The organism is Nocardia blacklockiae (genome assembly GCF_015477355.1).
In the GTDB taxonomy this organism is placed as follows: Bacteria; Actinomycetota; Actinomycetes; order Mycobacteriales; family Mycobacteriaceae; genus Nocardia; species Nocardia blacklockiae.
Map to the genome: position 1 here is coordinate 215,667 of NZ_JADLRJ010000004.1, position 17,368 is coordinate 233,034.

Sequence of the window (17,368 nt, forward strand, 5' to 3'; positions counted from 1 at the left end):
TGCCGGCTGCCGGGCGCGACAGCGCCCACTCATCGGTACCACAAGGCGGGCCGCTACGCCGCCGCCCCGGGTGTCACTGGAAACCGGCGCGCCGTCGCGGCGCGGACGGCGATCACGGACCCGCCGAAGGGCTGAAACCGCTGCGGCACAACCGAGCAGGCTCAGCGGCGCGGGCGCGCGTGCTGACGGTGCCGACGGGTCTTCGCTGCAGAGTCGGCGGTGTCACCGGTGGTGGCGCCGCCGTTCGAACGCGAGGCGGTGTCGAAGTGTTCTTCGAGGGTTACCGGCTCGTCGGCGGGGCTCGCTGCGCCGGTCGGTGTCTTCGGGGCCGGTTCCGCCGTGGCGGGCTCGTCGGATTCCGGGATCACCGCTTCGTCCCGGCCCTCGGAATCCCTGCGCGGGAGCATGATTCGGACCTCGGTGCCGCGGCCGGGGGTGGACTGGATCTCGACGGTGCCGCCGCGGCGCTCGATTCGGGCGCGGATGGATCTGGCCAGGCCCTGGCGGTCGGCGGGGATGTCGGCGGGGTCGAAGCCGGTGCCTCGATCGCGCACGAAGATGCTGACCTGGTGCGGTTCCACCTCGGCGAACAGGTCGATGGTGGGGACGCCCGCGTGTTTGGCGGCGTTCACCAGCGCCTCGCGGGTGGCGCCCAGGACGGCCGTGAAATGCTCGCGGGGCAGGCCGACTCCGGTCTCGCCCGGGTCCATCGAGACGTCGCCGACCGTCACCGGCGTCACCTTCACGCCGTGCTGGTCCTCCACCTCGCCGGCGATGGTGCGCAGCGCGGCGGCCAGGCTGGCCTGCACGGGCACGGTGTCCTCGAACAGCCATTTGCGCAGCTCCCGCTCCTGGCTGCGGGCCAGCCGCGCCACCTCCTGCGGATCGTCGGCCTGGCGCTGGATGAGGGCCAGTGTCTGCAGGACCGAGTCGTGCAGGTGCGAGGCGATCTCCTCGCGCTCCTCGTTGCGGATGCGGGCGGAGCGTTCGGCGTTCAGCGCGCGCATCATGCGCAGCCACAGCGGGACCGTCAGCAGGCCCACCCCGATCAGCGTCACCGCGACCGCGACCAGCGCGGAACCCAGCGAACTCAGATTGATCCGGGCCAGCACCACCACACCCAGCCCGACCACGATCAGCGTGATGCCGGCCAGGATGCGCGTCCAGGTGAGCACCGAGGGCCGGGCGGGCAGGCCCAGTATCGACCGCGGCCCCTCCGCGTCGAATTCGCGCCACACCAGCGCGGCGCCGACCGCCACCACGATGATCGGCGCGACCACCTTGGCCGCGGTGCCGTTGAACAGCCACGACATCGACACCGCGAGCGCCAGCCCGAGCAGGATCAGGCCGACCGCCTGCCGCCGCTCGGAATTGGACGGCGGCGGCGCGTCGCCCCCGGCCGAGGTGAAGATCCACAACATGCCGTAGGCGACGATGCCCGCCCCCATCAGCGCCGACAGCAGCACGAAGGCCATCCGCACCTTGAAGACGTCGACCCCGAGATGATCGGCGACACCGCCGGCGACACCGCCGACGACCCGCCCCCCGGATCGCCGCAGCAGCCGCGGATACGGCGGCGCGGGCTGAACTCCGCGGGCGTCGAACGCGGGCGTGGACGGGTACATGCCTTCGATACTGGCACGCGCCACCGACACCCGACCATCGGGAAACACCCCCATTCGGGCCCCTGATCGCCGGGAACGCGCGGCGCGGCGGAGTTCGGGATCGAGTTCAGGGTGAACCCCGATGTGCGGCGGCCGCGGTGGTCGCCACCATGGAACCATGACCAGAGCGAACGGCTGGGCCGGCGGGACCGGCCGGATGGGATTCAACGAACAGTTGCACCACCTGTGGCGAACCCGGCCCCGGCGACTGCCGCGGCAGGGGCCGGTCGCCGGTGTCGCGGCCGGGTTCGGACGCCGCTACGGCGTGGATCCGGTACTGGTGCGGGTCGTGTTCGTGGTCGCGTCGATCTTCGGGGGCGCCGGTGTCGTGCTCTACCTGGCGGCCTGGCTGATCCTGCCCGCGGCCGGCGACCAGGTCTCGGCCGGCGAGGGGCTGCTGGGCAAGGGCCAGAGTTCGCAGTCGCCGACCAGGACGGTGGTGCTGATCGTCGCCCTCGCGATCGCGGTGACCACCATGGGCCCGGTCGGGGTGGGCCTGGGCGGCTCCGGGCTGATCAGCTTCGCGCTGATGCTGGCCGGCTGGTGGCTGCTGTATCTGCGCCAGCCCGAGCCTCCCGCCGACGACTACCAGGTGCTCGTCACCGAGGGCGGCCTCGGCTCGACCGGCTATCCGGGCGCCATGTTCCCCGGCGGCGCCCCCTGGGCCGGACCCACCTACGGCCCGTTCACCAGGCTGCCCGACCAGTACGAGCCCGACCCGAAATCCCCTCCGGCACAAGGCTTCCCACCGGACGACACCGCCACGGAGGTGATCCGCCGCCCCCAACCGGACACCTCGGACACCCCCGCCTCCACCGAGGCGGTCTACGCGGCACCGAGCCCGGCCACCGGAATCAATGCGGAACCGAACGCTGTTCCCAGCACCGACCAGGCCACCGAGGCCCTGCCGAACCCCACGAGCAACACCGGCGCGAAAGCTACGACCGACACGTCGAGTTCACCCGCCGATACAGAGGTACTGGCGACCTCGCCCACCGATGCCGGTACGGAATCGAATCCGGCCGCTGACGGCGAGGATGAACGGCATTCGCTCGCCCCCACCGATGCGACGCGCGATGCGGACACGGACTCCGATGGCGGGGCGGGTGTGTCCGCCGCGAGCGGCGATACCGAGGTGCTGAAGGTTCCGTCCGGCACCGAGCGTCCCGCCCCGCACCGGACGGCCGCGCGGCCCACGGGTGACCGGCCTACCCGGACCGCGCCCGGACCGGCGCGCCCCGGGCTGACTCCGCCCGGTTGGGATCCGCTGGGTGTCGCGCCGCTGGCCTGGGATCTGCCCGAACCCGGTCCGGCGCGGCCGGTCGCCGTGCTGGCACCGCCGCCGCCTCGGCCGCGGTCGCGGCTGACGCCCACGGTGATCGGGCTGGCGGTGCTCGCCGCGGCCGTCGCGGGCGCCTTCGCCGCCTGGGGGGCGGAGTGGATGACGCCCGGCCGCATCGGCGCGGTGGCGCTGGCGGTGGTCGGCCTCGGGCTGATCGTCGGTGCGTTCCTGCGGCGCGGTCACGGGTTGATGGTGGTGCTGGCGCCGCTGGCCGGGTTCGTGATCCTGGCCTCGATGGCGGGACCCGTCGAATTCGACCGCGGGGCCGTGGGAGACCACGTGTGGACACCGGCCACGGTGGCCGATCTGCAGTCGGACTACCGGGTGAACATGGGTTCGGGCACCCTGGACCTGCGTTCGCTGGCGCTCACCGAGAATCGGACGGTGGACGTGTCCGTCCGCATGGGCGACGTGCGGGTGCTGGTGCCGGAAAACATGCGGCTGCAGGCGAATTGCTCGTCCAGCATGGGCGACCTGACCTGCCCGCGCGGGCTCACCGGTCCGGCCGAGGGTCCGGTGCTCACCCTCAATGTCGATGTTCGTGCCGGAGACGCGGAGGTGAAGCGTGGCTGAGAATTCGGAAACCCGTCGAGGACCGTCGTTCTCGTTGCTGCTGGCGGGAGTGCTGGCCCTGCTGGTCAGCGTGTGGGCCTTCATCGGCCCGTCCTCGTGGCCGGCGCACAGCATCATCCCGATCGGCTGGATCGTCATCGCGGCCGCGATCGTCGTCGGCATCGCGCTGGTGGTGGCGCCGCGCAAGAAGAAGAACTGAATCCGCGAACACGAGAAGGGGCTTGGATCCACCCGGATCCAAGCCCCTTCCGCTGCTACAACTCTCAGCGCATCCTGGTGAAACTGCGATAGTGGTCGCCGGTATACCAGGCCGAACCGTCACTGCCGGTGACGATGCGCTCCGCGTCCCGGGACTGCCCCGGCTGCTTGGGATTCACGTCCCACTCCCGATAGGCGATCCGATTCCCGCCGCCGTCGGTCGCGGGCAACTGCCCCTCCCGATTGCTCCAGGTGCCGCCGCCCTTGGTCCCCGGCGAATTCGCCGCGTCGGGCCACTGCCCCGCATCGATCAGCTGCAACGTCCGCCACGCCCGATCCGGCACACCGTCCGCCGCCAGCCGCACCTCCCCCGCCCCCACCACGACCGAAGCAGTCACCCCACCGGAAACCGGCTCACCCCCGCCCCCCAACAAGACGGAAACCGCAGCCACCACCGCCACCCCGAACGCCGCCACCACCGCGAACGACTTACCCCACAACCCTTTTGCCCGATCGAATTCCCGTGTCATCGGCTACCTCCCCAACAGGCCGGGCCAGCCACCCGGCAACTCACCCGAGCACCACCCCCACGCTGACAAAACCCCCTGAACCCCCACCCCCCACCACAGAACACCAACCTTACCGACGAGTGAAATCCTCACCCCCACACAAACGTTCGAGCTCCCACCAAACCCCCAACCCCAAAGCCTTCAGCGCACCACACTCCACCCCAGCCTTCTCGGTGCCCCGCTCATCCCCAAAGTTCTCCACACATCCCACTCAACCCGCAAAGACTTCGGCACACCCCCCAACCCCAAGCCTCTCGGCGCGCCCTCAACACCGAAGTTCTAGACACACACGCCTGTTGGGGGGAAGTGCTGGGAGTGAAGTGTTGAGTTTTGAGCGGGCTGTATTTTTGGCCTCCGCTTCGCTGCGGCGGGTTTTCGGCGCCTGAGTCTCGGTTTTCGGGTACCGCCGCTTGCTCCTTCGTCGCGGCGCGGCGGCACCCGAAAACCGAGACGCGCCGAAAACCTTGGGGGGTGGGGTGTTGGGCGTTGTGGACCTTGGGGTGGGGGGTTGGGTGTTGCGAACTATGGGGGTGTGGATCCCCCCACCCCCACCTTCACTCCCACTCAATAGTCCCCGGCGGCTTACTGGTCACATCCAGCACCACCCGATTAACCTCCGCAACCTCATTGGTAATCCGGGTGGAAATCCGCTCCAACACCTCATAAGGCAACCGAGTCCAATCAGCCGTCATAGCGTCCTCGCTGGAAACCGGCCGCAACACGATCGGATGACCATAGGTCCGCCCGTCCCCCTGCACCCCGACACTGCGCACATCGGCGAGCAACACCACGGGGCACTGCCAGATCTGCTTGTCCAGACCCGCGGCCGTCAGCTCCTCCCGCGCGATAGCGTCGGCCTGACGCAACGTCGCGAGCCGATCCCGAGTGACCTCGCCGACGATGCGAATGGCCAGCCCCGGCCCGGGGAACGGCTGACGCCCCACGATCTCCTCGGGCAGCCCGAGTTCGCGGCCGACGGCGCGCACCTCGTCCTTGAACAGCAACCGCAGCGGCTCGACGAGTTCGAATTCCAGGTCTTCGGGCAGGCCGCCGACATTGTGGTGGCTCTTGATGTTGGCGGTGCCGGCGCCGCCGCCGGATTCGACGACGTCGGGGTAGAGCGTGCCTTGAACGAGGTATTCGACGCCGGCGGCGCTGCCCTCCTCCGCGCCGGTTTCCTCGACGATCTGCGCGACGGCGTCCTCGAACGAGCGGATGAACTCGCGGCCGATGATCTTGCGCTTCTCCTCGGGGTCGGTGACGCCCTTCAGTTCACCGAGGAATTTGTCCACCGCGTCGACGGTCATCAGTTTCGCGCCGGTCGCGGCGACGAAGTCGCGCTGCACCTGTTCGCGTTCCCCGGCGCGCAGCAGGCCGTGGTCGACGAACACACAGGTCAGCCGGTCGCCGATGGCGCGCTGCACGAGCGCGCCCGCGACGGCCGAGTCGACGCCGCCGGAGAGGCCGCAGATGGCGTGGCCGTCGCCGATCTGCTCGCGCACCTGCTCGATCAGCAGGTCGGCGATGTTGGCGGCGGTCCACGAAGCGGGGATGCCGGCGATCTCGTGCAGGAACCGGCTCAGCACCTGCTGGCCGTGCGGGGAGTGCAGCACCTCCGGGTGGTACTGCACGCCGGCCAGCCGCCGCGCGCGGTCCTCGAAGGCGGCCACGGGCGCGCCCGCGGTGGTGCCGGTGACCTCGAATCCCGCGGGGGCGTCGGTCACCGCGTCGCCGTGGCTCATCCACACCGGCTGCACGGTGGGCAGGCCGCCGTGCAGGATGCCGCCGTCGATGTTGAGTTCGGTGCGGCCGTATTCGCGGGTGCCGGTGTGCGCGACGGTGCCGCCGAGCGCCTGCGCCATCGCCTGGAAGCCGTAGCAGATGCCGAATACGGGCACGTCCAGGTCGAACAGCCGCGCGTCGAGTTGCGGGGCGCCCTCGGCGTACACGCTGGCGGGGCCGCCGGACAGGATCACCGCGGCGGGTTTGCGCTCGGCGATCTCCTCGACGGTCGCGGTGTGCGGAACCACCTCGGAGTAGACGCTGGATTCGCGCACCCTCCGGGCGATCAGCTGCGCGTACTGCGCCCCGAAGTCGACGACGAGGACTGGTCGCTGGGTTTCTGCCACCGCCACAGTTTAGTGAGCACGCCCGCGCCCGCTGTCCCCGGGCGAACCGGTCGGTGCGCGCCCCGCACATCCCCTCGCCGGGCACAGCGGCGGCCGCGGCTCGCCGTGTCGCCGCGCGACACGCCCCCATCGTGCCGTCGGCCCCGAATCCCGGTGCGGCACAAGCGCCCTGCTCGGCGAACCGGCAGCACCCCGGCCGCCGGTAAAGATCGCCGAGCGTCGCGGAACTGTCGCGCAACCCGGACATGCGGCGCTGCCGGGCCAGCTATCCTCGTGCTCGTGCCATTCGCCCGTGCGATCGATGCCGAGATCCATTACGAGGACAGTGGCGGCAACGGCCCGGTTGTGCTTCTCGGGCACGAATTCTTCATGGACGGAACGATGTTCGCGTCGCAGGTTGCCGCCCTCGCCCCGGAGTTCCGCATCGTCGCGTGGGATGCGCGCGGGCACGGCCGCACCCGTGACAAGGGTTTGCCGTACACCTACTGGACCGCCGCCCGCGACGCGTTGACCGTGCTCGATCAGCTCGGCGTGGAACGGGCCGTGGTCGGCGGCACCTCGCAGGGCGGATTCAGCGCGATGCGCACCGCGCTGCTGGCCCCCGACCGGGTGGCGGCATTGATCTTGATCGCCACCGAGGCGCACAGCCCGACCCCGCAGGAGCTGGAGACCTCCCGCAAATTCCTGGACCGCTGGTACGAGCCGACGGTGCGCCAGGTGCTGGCCGAGCACCTGGCCCAGTGGCTGATCGGCGACGACCCCTGGCATCGCGCGGTGTGGACCAAGCGCTGGCTGACCCGCGACCCGCACGCCACCGAGGTGGCGGCCGGCTGTCTGCTCGGCCGCGATTCGATTCTGGACCGGCTGTGCGAAATCACCTGTCCCGCACTGGTGATCCATCCCACCCGCGCCGGTATCCCGGGCGCGCACGCGGCGGAAATGGCTCGCGGACTGCGCAATTCGCGCTATCTGGAGATCGAGGGGGCCCATCAGGCGGTCAATATGACCCATCCGGGTCCGGTGAACGCCGCGATCCGGGAGTTCCTGCGCGGCACCGTCGTCCGGGCCGGCTGATCGGCTCAGGCGCGGACGGTGAGCCCCACCCGCTGGAATTCCTTGAGCTCGCAGTAGCCCGCCTTGGCCATCGAACGACGCAGTCCGCCAACGAGATTCACCGATCCCCAGGGATCGCTGGAGGGACCGTAGAGCACCTGCTGCAGGGTGGGGCGCTCGTCCTCCTCGGCGAATTTCAGTAGCGCGCCGCGCGGCACCGAGGGGTGCGCGGCGGCCGAGGGCCAGTACCAGCCGCGGCCGGGCGACTCCTGGGCCAGCGCCAGCGGGACGCCGAGCATGGCCGCGTCGGCGCCGCAGGCGATGGCCTTGGCCAGCTGCCCCGACGACACGATGTCTCCGTCGGCGATGACGTGCACGTAGCGACCGCCGGTCTCGTCGAGGTAGTCGCGGCGCGCGGCGGCGGCGTCGGCGATGGCCGTCGCGAGCGGGACGCCGATGCCCAGCACCTCGCCGGTGGTGGTGGCGCCCGGGGTGGAGCCGTAGCCGACGATGACGCCCGCCGCGCCGGTACGCATCAGGTGCAGCGCGGTGCGGTGGTCGCTCACGCCGCCGGCGACGACCGGCACGTCGAGATCGGCGATGAAGGTCTTGAGGTTCAGCGGTTCGCCGTCGCCGACGTGCTCGGCGGAGATGATGGTGCCGTGCACGACGAGCAGGTCGATTCCCGCCTGCACCAGCGCCGGGGTCAGCACCCGGGCGTTCTGCGGGCTCACCCGGACCGCCACCGTCACGCCCGCGGCCCGCACCTGCGCCACCGCGGCGGCCAGCAGGTCCGGCTGCATCGGCGCGGCGTGCAGCTGCTGCAGCAGCGCGACCGCGGCCTCGGTGCCCTCCTTCTCGGCCACCTCGACCAGCTGGTCGATCCGCGCGGCGACGTCGGAGTGCCGGGCCCACAACCCTTCCCCGTTGATGACCCCCAGCCCGCCGAGCCGCCCGAGCTCGATGGCGAACTCCGGCGAGACCAGCGCGTCACTGGGATGGGTCACCAGCGGGATGTCGAACCGGTAGGCGTCCAGCTGCCAGGCCAGCGAGACCTGCTTGGACGACCGCGTCCGCCGCGAAGGCACGATGTCGACATCGTCCAGTTCATAGGTACGCCGGGCGGCCCGGCCCATACCGATCTCGACCATGTCGCGCACTGGTGTCTCCTAGCTGTCTCTTCTGACGGTCGCGGACCCGCGTCCGCTTCGGGTCCACCTGCACGGACGCTCCCATGATCCCAGCTCCCGCCACAAGCCGTGACTTCGGGGGCAACCATCCCCCTAGCGAATCATCCAATGACGCCCCCCGAACCCCCGAGCCCCACGCCCGCGCCCGCCGACAGCCCCCGGCCCGCCGGCCCCCCCAAAAAACCAAGTTCCCAAGCCCCCCAACACCTCAACCCTCAAGGTTTTCGGCGCGTCTCGGTTTTCGGGTGCCGCCGCGCCGCGACGAAGGAGCAAGCGACGGCACCCGAAAACCGAGACTCAGGCGCCGAAAACCCGCCGCAGCGAAGCGAAGGCCAAAAACACAGCTACCCACGCCCCGTGTAATTAGGCGCCTCCACAGTCATCGTGATGTCATGCGGATGACTCTCCTTCAACCCCGCCGCCGTAATCTGCACGAACTGCGCCCGCTGCAGATCCGCGATCGACTGCGCCCCCGTATACCCCATAGCCGCCCGCAACCCTCCGACGAGCTGGTGAATCACCTGATTCACCGGCCCCCGGAACGGCACCCGCCCCTCGATGCCCTCGGGCACCAGCTTGTCCTCGGCGAGCACATCGTCCTGGAAGTAACGGTCCTTGGAGTAGGACTTGGCCTGCCCGCGCCCCTGCATGGCACCGAGCGACCCCATGCCGCGATAGCTCTTGAACTGCTTGCCGTTCACCAGGATCAGATCGCCGGGCGATTCGGCGGTGCCCGCGAGGAGCGAGCCGAGCATGACGGTCGACGCGCCGGCCGCGATGGCCTTGGCGACGTCGCCGGAGTATTGGATGCCGCCGTCGGCGATGACCGGGACACCGGCCTGCTGGGCGACGGCCGTGGCCTCCAGGATCGCGGTGATCTGCGGCGCGCCGACGCCGGCGACGACGCGGGTGGTGCAGATGGAGCCGGGGCCGACGCCGACCTTGACCGCGTCGACGCCGGCCTCGATCAGCGCGGCGGCGCCGGCACGGGTGGCGACGTTGCCGCCGACGACCTGGATGCGGTCGCCGACCTCGGTCTTGAGCTTGGCGACCATCTGCAGCACCTGGACCTGGTGGCCGTGCGCGGTGTCGACGATCAGGACGTCGACGCCGGCGTCGCGCAGTGTCATGGCGCGCGACCAGGAGTCCTCACCGACGCCGACGGCGGCGCCGACGAGCAGGCGTCCGTCGCGGTCCTTGGTGGCGTTGGGGTACTGGTCGGTCTTGACGAAGTCCTTGACGGTGATGAGCCCGCGCAGCCGGCCGTTGCCGTCGACGATCGGGAGCTTCTCCACCTTGTGGCGGCGCAGCAGGCCCAGCGCGGCCTCGGCGGTGACGCCCTCCTGCGCGGTGATCAGCGGCGCCTTGGTCATCACCTCGGCGACGCGGCGGTTCTGGTCGACCTCGAAGCGCATGTCGCGGTTGGTGATGATGCCCACCAGCTCGCCGGTCTCGTCCACCACCGGCAGGCCGGAGATGCGGTACCGGGCGCACATGGCGTCGACCTCGGCGAGGGTGTCATTGGGGCGGCAGGTGACCGGGTTGGTGACCATGCCGGCCTCGGAGCGCTTCACCGTCTCCACGGCGGCGGCCTGGTCGGCGGCGGCGAGGTTGCGGTGCAGCACGCCCATGCCGCCGGCGCGGGCCATCGCGATGGCCATGCGGGCCTCGGTGACGGTGTCCATCGCCGAACTCACCAGCGGGGTGCGCAGCGTGATCTCGCGGGTCAGCCGGCTGGAGGTCTCCACCGAGCTGGGGATGAGATCCGAGGCGGCCGGTAGCAACAGCACGTCGTCGAACGTGAGGCCGAGCATGGCGATCTTGTTCGGATCGTCACCACCCGTATGAGGGCGGACGGCCTGTTCGCCCATCACGGGACTACTCATCGGATCGACCCCTCCTGGACCTCGAAAGCAACAATCCGGGGAGCGGCCCGGATCGCGGATGTCTGACGGTGTGGCGGAGCCGAAGATCGAGACCCGGCACCTGTTCCGTCCATGGTATCGACCGCGCAAATCGAGCGACCACGGGACTCGCGACCCAGTAATCTCCGCCACACCCACCTGCCGCGACACGCCGACAACCTCGAGCAACCCGACGCGCTGCGAAGCCCGTCGGCAGCGCCCGGAACCCGGATTGCAATACCTGGGACCGTTGGTCCAGGATGGTGAGGAAATCCGCACCCGGCAGGCACCCACCGAAACCCGCGACACCCGCCCACCACGAGGTTTGCGGCGCGTCTCGGTTTCGAGGGGGCGCCGCGCCGCGACGAAGGAGCAAGCGGCGCCCCCTCGAAACCGAGACACACAGGCGCCGCAAACCCCGCGACGCCGAAGGCGGCGCCAAAAATAGAGCCCTCAGCGCTGGCGCAGGTACCCCTGTTCTGCGTACCGTGGGATTGTGCGTGACCATCTACCACCTGGCCTGCCGCCGGATCCGTTCGCCGGAGATCCCTCCGACCCGTCGGCCGCGCTCGATGCCATCGAGCCGGGGGAACCGCTGGATCCTCACGAGCGCCTAGCGGTCGAGGAGGATCTCGCCGACCTCGCGGTCTACGAGGCGCTGCTGGCGCATCGCGGCATCCGCGGGCTCGTGGTCAGCTGCGAGGACTGTCGGCAGGACCACTATCACGACTGGGACATGTTGCGCGCGAACCTGCTTCAGCTACTGGTCGACGGCACGGTGCGCCCGCACGAGCCCGCCTACGACCCCACCCCGGAGGCCTACGTCACGTGGGACTACTGCCGCGGGTACGCCGACGCCTCGATGAACGAGGCCCTGCACGGTGACGGGTTCGAGGGCTTCGACGCCTGACGCACGACCGCCCGATCGCACACATCGCTGAGCGGATGCGCGCTCACCCGGGCCCGCATCCCGCTGTGCGGCACGCCCCGCACGCCTCTTCCGCATGCGCCCCATCGGTTTCCGCACGTCTGCTCACCGCGCACGGCGAATCTCGTTTGCGCACAGCCCTCGTCCAGACGGACAGCTTTCGGACAGACAACAAAGCCGACCGCCGGGAGGCGATCGGTTGAGGTGTTGTGATCCGGTTGTGCGAGGGCTTCGCTGCGTCAGGCCACCGGCGCTACTTCAGACCGCCCGGCAGCGAACCACCCGGCAAGGACCCGGCAGGCGGAAGGATGGCCGTGGGCACGCCGATGGACGGCACCGTCGGCCGCGCGGTGGGCTCGACGGGCCGCCCGCCCGGCTGGCTCGGCGGAAACGCCGGAACCCCCGTCGAGCCGATGGTGGTCGGCACGACGGTGGGTTCGACGGTCGGCGGTTCCTGCGGGAGCGTGGTCGGCCGCCCGGTGGTCGGTTCCGCGGGTTCCGTGGGCAGCGACGGTGTGGTGGGCACCGTGGGCTTGGTGACCGGGCCCGTATTCGGCTCGCTGGGGTCGGTGCCGAGAGTGCGCGGGTCGAAGGTGGTGCTCGGCTTGGTCCCGCTCTCGCCCGGCTGTTGCGTGCCCGACGTCCCGGAGGACGGCAGCTGCGGCTTGCCGGTGGACTTCGGCTGGCTGGGCGGCGTCAGCGTGGCCGCGATATCCGGCGCGATGGTGTTCAGCTGCGCGTAGAGCTGATTCCAGCGCTCCTCCAGCTGATTTCGCCGCTTGCCGTCGTCGACCTGGGTGGCGGTGTTGCGCGAACTGGCCAGCAGCGCGCTCGCCTGTTCCACCCGGCCCTGGTCGATCAAGGTCTGCGCCTTGGTCAGATCGTCCTCGGCGCGCTGGGCGATGGTGGTCTGCGCCTGTTGGCTGAACACCACTTCCTTCACCCGCCACAGCGGGTCGCCCGGCTGCGCACTGTAGGAAAACGCCGTCATACCGCCGAAGATCAAGGCCAGCGCCGCGGCCGCACCCATGAGGGGACGTACCAGCCGGAGATGACTTCGCCGCGCGACGTTAACCCTCGCCTGCCGCGCGCCGATTTCCTGATTGACCGCCGCGACAACAGCATCCAGATCCGGCCCGGCCGGCAACGCCTCCTCGACAATCTCCGCGCGCCAGTTCGCGAGCAAGGTCGCGAGCTGGAACTCCTCGGTGCTGTCGGTCGTTACCGGTCCGTCGCCGGCGATGGCGTCGATCAAGGCATCGTCGCGGCGCACCGCGGCGATGTCGACCGGTCCGCTGTCCCCGGATGCCTCGGCGTAGGGATCGCTGTTGTGCGATCCAAGCCGCGCCTTCCAGTCGCCCCGACCGCGCTCGCCATCCCTAGCCATACATTTCACCTGCCCTCGCCACTTGTGACTTCAGTTTCGCGAGCGCCCGGTGCTGGGCCACTCGTATAGCTCCCGCCGTACTGCCCACGGCGACAGCAGTTTCTTCTGCTGACAGACCCATGACCAAACGCAGGATCAGGATCTCTCGATGCTTCTCCGGAAGCGTGGCCAGCAGACTGTTCATCTGCCGGCTGGTTTCGGAATCGAGAGCGCGCTGTTCCGGCCCCTGGTCGGTGGATATGACATCTGGTACTTCGGCCATCGCATCCGCCTTGTTACGGGCGGCATTGCGATGGGCGTCGGCGACCTTGTGCGAAGCGATTCCATACACGAAGGCCATGAACGGTCGCCCCTGGTCCTGATAACGCGGCAGGGCGGTCATCACGGCCAGACAGACCTCCTGCGCAACGTCGTCCGCGGAGAGCTGCCCACGCTCCGCGGATCCGATCCGCGCACGGCAGTAGCGGACTACCAGCGGGCGGATGATCTCCAGTACCTGGGCTAAAGCCGAACGATCGCCCTGCGCTGCGGCAGCGACGGCGGCGTCCAACTCCTCGCCCGTGTGCGTCATCGTCAGAGATATTCCTGGCGTTACAAGTGGCACGGTCGGTTCTTGACCAGTGCTTCCGCCGGTCGGCGGAACGGCTCCAACAATAGCGGCTTCACAACGCGCGACGGGCAACACCTGGGATCAGCCACTGCCGGGAACCTCGCCGCCGGAACGCAATACACCGCCTCGACCGGCCATGTCCTGCGCACATGCCCTGGCCTCGGCCGCCGCGGCCGCCGCCTCGGCCCCCGCGGCGACACCCGACCGCAGCAGCGCACAGGCCCAACGCAACGGAACCAGTCCGTTTTCCCGGCTCTGGGAGGAGACGGCGGCGGCGGATGCCCGAGACTGTTCCAGATCGCCTGCGGCCGCCGCCGCGGCAGCGACGAGTAGACGGGACTTGACGCGATGGCGCACCGACGGGCCACGCTCCGCGAGCGCGAGCGCGGTGTCGGCGTAGCGCAGCGCGGTCTCGGCAACCAGCCCCGCGCCGGGCGCGGCGAGCGCGGTTTCGGCCGCCACCCAGTACCAACGCACGAGAACGCGGGATCCCACGGCCGTGACCGGCCAGGTCGGGTCCGATTCCGGTGTCGCGTCCCCACCGCGCGGTGCGGCATCCACTTCGGGAAAGCCGGGCGGAAACTCACCGAGATAGGTCTGGCAACGTTTCAGCAGCCGGGCCGACAACTCCGGCCGGGCGGTTCCCAGCGCATCGGCGGCCAGCCCGGTCAACGCGTCGCAAACCGCTTCCCGGCGGGCCGCCGACGCGGTTCCGGCGGTCGTGGGGTCCGGCGGCAGTACCAGGGCGAGGGCGTGGCCGTCGAGCCCGGCCGCGCGGGCGTGCCAGCCGAGCTGCCGCAGCAGCGACGCCCGGGTGCTGGCGGCCAGCGAGCGCAGCACCGGATCACGGCTGTCGCGGTGGGTGCGGCGCAGTTCGGCCCGGGCGGCGGCGTAGCGGCCCTGGCCGCCCAGAACGACCGCACGCAACCAGGATTCGACGGCGTCGCCGGCGGCGGGCAGTGCGGCCGCCGCGAGGCCGGGACGGTCGCCGAAGGCCGCCCGGGCGAGTATCGCGTGGCGGGGGTGCGCGGCCGGGTCGGGCAGCGCCGAGAAGTGTTCCACCGCCGCACTTTATCCGGCGGCGCGGCAACCGCGGCCGGACCCCGAAACGACCCGCGAGCAACCTTTCAGCAAGAAGAATGCGGCCGAGATGTTTCCATCTCGTAAAACCGTGATCGGCAATCACCCAGCACGTACGTTAGGAATTTGTATGCTTTTCGGATAATTAACCTGGGCGCCGCGACGCGGCCATCTGAACAACGCCCGTTTTCGTCGGATCCGTGGCGCCGGTCACATACCGCACGCTACGCCGACGATGGAACGAGCATGCTTTTCTTTTGCCCAAATACGCCATGACCAGGCCTTTTATGACACATCACAGGGCGTGATAGGAGAACAGCGGTACTGGCCAACCGATCAGTATCGCTATGGGTGGCCCGGATGTAAATAGCTGGAAGGTTAAATCTCGGAGCCACCGCTTTTGAAATCGTCGCCAGGGAAACTATTGACTCGATTTCGCTGTGCGTCCTAACGTACGACATCGCCGTCGTCGGCGCCGCGCGAAATTGTGGCGACCACGAACTGCGATCGCCGGAACTCCGGCGACACGGTCCGAGCCCGATCTCGGCGAGGTCTCACCCCGCCACGCCGCGGGCTCGGACAGACCGCTGCTGACAAGCACCGCTCGACAATGCCGACGAGCTCGCACCACTAGGAGTTCACGATGCCCATGCCCACCCACCTCCCCGGTCCGAACGCCGACATCTGGGATTGGCAGATGCGCGGTTCCTGCCGCGGTGTGGACTCCTCCGTATTCTTCCATCCCGACGGCGAGCGCGGCCGCGCCCGCGCGCAGCGGGAGTTGCGCGCCAAGGAGATCTGCCGCACCTGCCCGGTGCTCATGCAGTGCCGCAGCCACGCGCTGAAGGTCAGCGAGCCCTACGGGATCTGGGGCGGCATGTCGGAGACCGAGCGCGAGATGCACGCCCGGCGCAACCGCCGCCGCGTCACGGTCTGAGCCGGTCGCCCGGTCTCGAAATTCCTCCCATCCGGAACGCTTCGCGCGCCGAATGCCTAGCAAACGCCCGGCTCTGAGCTACTCGCCGGTGAACGCCGACACAGGCGCGCAGGCCCCCTCGGTCACCGCCGATCGACCTGCCGCGCGAAGGCCCGCGAACCGTGCCCACCCGCTCGGCTCGGCGGCCACGGCCGGTGCGACAACGGCAGTCCCGCGCGACGGCGCAGGACGCCGAACATACTCGAATGGATACAACGCTCCCAGAGAAAGTCCCGGCGTGTCGCGGCGTGTCTTCGCCCCAGACCCTCGGCGTGTCGGGATATGTCCGAAATCCGCTGAGCCGCAGTCTGTTTGCCGATACCCCACCGGAAAGGAGGTCATAGCGGCACGCTACGGTAGTGGCCGATGACACAGAATGGAGCGTTGTGACAACGCGGCCGCCGGCCGCAGAGGGCGACTCGTTCCAGCAAGCTATCAGGGACGAGCGGGCGGCGACGCCCGCCGAAGACTCTGCGGTGACGGCACGCGCTGCCGAAAGCATCGAACTAGCCGCGCTTCTCGAACGCTGCGGCCGATCCGACCAGCAGGCCTTCGCCGAGCTGTACGACCGAACGTGCGCTCGGGTGTTCGGCCTAGTGCTGCGTGTGCTACACGACCCCGGTTATGCGGAGGAGACCACCCAGGAGGTCTACCTCCAGATCTGGCGTACCGCAGCCAACTTCGATCCCGCCAAGGGCTCGGCGGTCACCTGGCTGATGACGCTCGCCCATCGCCGGGCGGTCGACCGCGTCCGCGCCGAGCAGGCTCATGCCCAGCGCGAAGTCGCTTACGGTGCAAGCGCTCTCGGTAACGAATTCGACGAGGTCACCGAAGAAGTAGGACGAAGACTGGAGCAGCAGGCGGTCTTGGAGAGCTTGTCCACCCTGACGCAGACGCAGCGGGAAGCCATCTCGCTGGCCTACTTCGGCGGCCGGACATACGCGGAAGTCGCGGAGTACCTCGGCGTCGGTTTACCGACCGTCAAGTCCCGCATCCGCGACGGATTGACACGATTGAAAAAGAGTTTGGGAGTGACGTGAGATGAACGAAAGCCAGATCGATCTCGCGCACGCGGTAGCGCTCGGATCGATCGGCGACGAGGACCAGCGCGCCGTGCGGGATCTGCTCGATTCGAGCGACGCGGCACTGCGCGCGGACTTCGACAGGGAAGTGCAGCTGACCAGAGAAGCCTTGACCGCATTCGCCGCGGCGACGGCAACTCCGCCCCCCGCCGCACTGCGAACCCGCCTACTCGCCGCCATAGCGGACGACCAGGCCCCCGCAGTAGCCGCCAGGCACCCACACCGGCCCCCCGAGCACGACCACAACGGGACCGAGCCCACACCCCACCGCTGACCCACCGCAAAACCAGCACCCGCCTAGAGCCCGGTGCCACCCCCATCACCAACCTTCACAACAACAAACGACTGACCACAATACGAAAAACGGGCCGTTCACATCCCTCCAGATGTGAACGGCCCGTTGGCTATTCATCCCCCACCCCCACACAGGCGGCCCCCACAACCCACACAAGAGCCACCCATCACACCCCGCGAAGCCCCACCCCCACAGGCACACCCGCAAAGATCGCCCCACAGATTTGCCGCCCCGCAAAGATCGCCCCACAGGTTCGCCGCCCCGCAAAGGCAAACAGAACCTGCCCCCACTGTCCCCCACAACGGAGGGAGTCTTACGACCGACCGTTCGCGGCCGGCTCGCGTTTCGGCGGTCGAAGCGCATGCGCGAAGCGCGAGTCTCGACCGCC

At 69.5% G+C, this 17,368-nt stretch carries 15 protein-coding genes; 7 read left to right on the forward strand and 8 right to left on the reverse strand.

What is annotated here, in order from left to right; genetic code table 11:
* Window positions 1–161: 161 nt before the first annotated feature.
* Entirely contained in the window at window positions 162–1,625 is a 1,464-nt protein-coding gene (locus IU476_RS13990; protein WP_195100977.1) for an ATP-binding protein, read from the reverse strand.
* A gap of 157 nt (window positions 1,626–1,782) precedes the next feature.
* On the opposite strand from IU476_RS13990, the gene IU476_RS13995 reads away from it, so the two are divergent.
* Window positions 1,783–3,579 (forward strand): PspC domain-containing protein, encoded by a 1,797-nt coding sequence (locus tag IU476_RS13995; protein WP_195100256.1) that lies wholly within the window; start codon window positions 1,783–1,785, stop codon window positions 3,577–3,579.
* Window positions 3,572–3,778, forward strand: a complete 207-nt coding sequence (locus IU476_RS14000) for a hypothetical protein (protein ID WP_195100258.1) — start codon at window positions 3,572–3,574, stop codon at window positions 3,776–3,778. Before IU476_RS13995 ends, IU476_RS14000 begins: the two co-directional genes overlap by 8 nt.
* Before the next feature lie 64 nt (window positions 3,779–3,842).
* Here IU476_RS14000 and IU476_RS14005 read toward each other — a convergent pair whose 3' ends face one another.
* Window positions 3,843–4,307: a guanyl-specific ribonuclease gene (locus IU476_RS14005; protein ID WP_195100260.1), complete on the reverse strand. Its 465-nt coding sequence runs from the start codon at window positions 4,305–4,307 to the stop codon at window positions 3,843–3,845.
* Window positions 4,308–4,900: 593 nt separating this feature from the next.
* Window positions 4,901–6,481: a glutamine-hydrolyzing GMP synthase gene (gene guaA / locus IU476_RS14010; protein WP_195100262.1), complete on the reverse strand. Its 1,581-nt coding sequence runs from the start codon at window positions 6,479–6,481 to the stop codon at window positions 4,901–4,903.
* Between the two features lie 273 nt (window positions 6,482–6,754).
* Between guaA and IU476_RS36780 the strand changes: the two genes are divergently transcribed.
* Complete coding sequence (locus IU476_RS36780; protein WP_195100263.1) at window positions 6,755–7,549, forward strand: alpha/beta fold hydrolase; 795 nt, start codon at window positions 6,755–6,757, stop codon at window positions 7,547–7,549.
* A gap of 5 nt (window positions 7,550–7,554) precedes the next feature.
* Here IU476_RS36780 and IU476_RS14020 read toward each other — a convergent pair whose 3' ends face one another.
* Both IU476_RS14020 and guaB read right to left on the reverse strand, forming a co-directional pair.
* Window positions 7,555–8,688, reverse strand: coding sequence for a GuaB3 family IMP dehydrogenase-related protein (locus IU476_RS14020; RefSeq protein ID WP_195100264.1), 1,134 nt, complete (start codon window positions 8,686–8,688; stop codon window positions 7,555–7,557).
* Window positions 8,689–9,062: 374 nt separating this feature from the next.
* Complete coding sequence (gene guaB / locus IU476_RS14025) at window positions 9,063–10,604, reverse strand: IMP dehydrogenase (protein ID WP_228823655.1); 1,542 nt, start codon at window positions 10,602–10,604, stop codon at window positions 9,063–9,065.
* A 514-nt stretch (window positions 10,605–11,118) separates the two neighbouring features.
* Between guaB and IU476_RS14030 the strand changes: the two genes are divergently transcribed.
* Window positions 11,119–11,532 (forward strand): DUF5319 domain-containing protein, encoded by a 414-nt coding sequence (locus IU476_RS14030; protein ID WP_024802268.1) that lies wholly within the window; start codon window positions 11,119–11,121, stop codon window positions 11,530–11,532.
* A 271-nt stretch (window positions 11,533–11,803) separates the two neighbouring features.
* Here IU476_RS14030 and IU476_RS14035 read toward each other — a convergent pair whose 3' ends face one another.
* The 3 genes from IU476_RS14035 to IU476_RS14045 form a co-directional block, all read right to left on the reverse strand.
* A complete protein-coding gene (locus tag IU476_RS14035) occupies window positions 11,804–12,937 on the reverse strand; it encodes an anti-sigma-D factor RsdA (protein WP_195100265.1) in 1,134 nt (377 codons plus the stop codon).
* Window positions 12,930–13,508 (reverse strand): sigma-70 family RNA polymerase sigma factor, encoded by a 579-nt coding sequence (locus IU476_RS14040; protein ID WP_040746108.1) that lies wholly within the window; start codon window positions 13,506–13,508, stop codon window positions 12,930–12,932. Before IU476_RS14040 ends, IU476_RS14035 begins: the two co-directional genes overlap by 8 nt.
* 120 nt (window positions 13,509–13,628) lie before the next feature.
* Complete coding sequence (locus IU476_RS14045) at window positions 13,629–14,609, reverse strand: hypothetical protein (RefSeq protein ID WP_324194056.1); 981 nt, start codon at window positions 14,607–14,609, stop codon at window positions 13,629–13,631.
* Window positions 14,610–15,270: 661 nt separating this feature from the next.
* Between IU476_RS14045 and IU476_RS14050 the strand changes: the two genes are divergently transcribed.
* The 3 genes from IU476_RS14050 to IU476_RS14060 all read left to right on the forward strand — a co-directional run bounded on the left by IU476_RS14050 (window position 15,271) and on the right by IU476_RS14060 (window position 16,959).
* Complete coding sequence (locus IU476_RS14050; RefSeq protein ID WP_187685245.1) at window positions 15,271–15,564, forward strand: WhiB family transcriptional regulator; 294 nt, start codon at window positions 15,271–15,273, stop codon at window positions 15,562–15,564.
* A gap of 473 nt (window positions 15,565–16,037) precedes the next feature.
* On the forward strand, window positions 16,038–16,643 hold the full coding sequence (locus IU476_RS14055) for a sigma-70 family RNA polymerase sigma factor (protein WP_324194079.1): 606 nt from the start codon (window positions 16,038–16,040) through the stop codon (window positions 16,641–16,643).
* A 1-nt stretch (window position 16,644) separates the two neighbouring features.
* The gene (locus tag IU476_RS14060) at window positions 16,645–16,959 is read left to right on the forward strand and encodes an RskA family anti-sigma factor (protein WP_228823656.1); all 315 of its coding nucleotides are present in this window, start codon (window positions 16,645–16,647) and stop codon (window positions 16,957–16,959) included.
* Window positions 16,960–17,368: the final 409 nt, after the last annotated feature.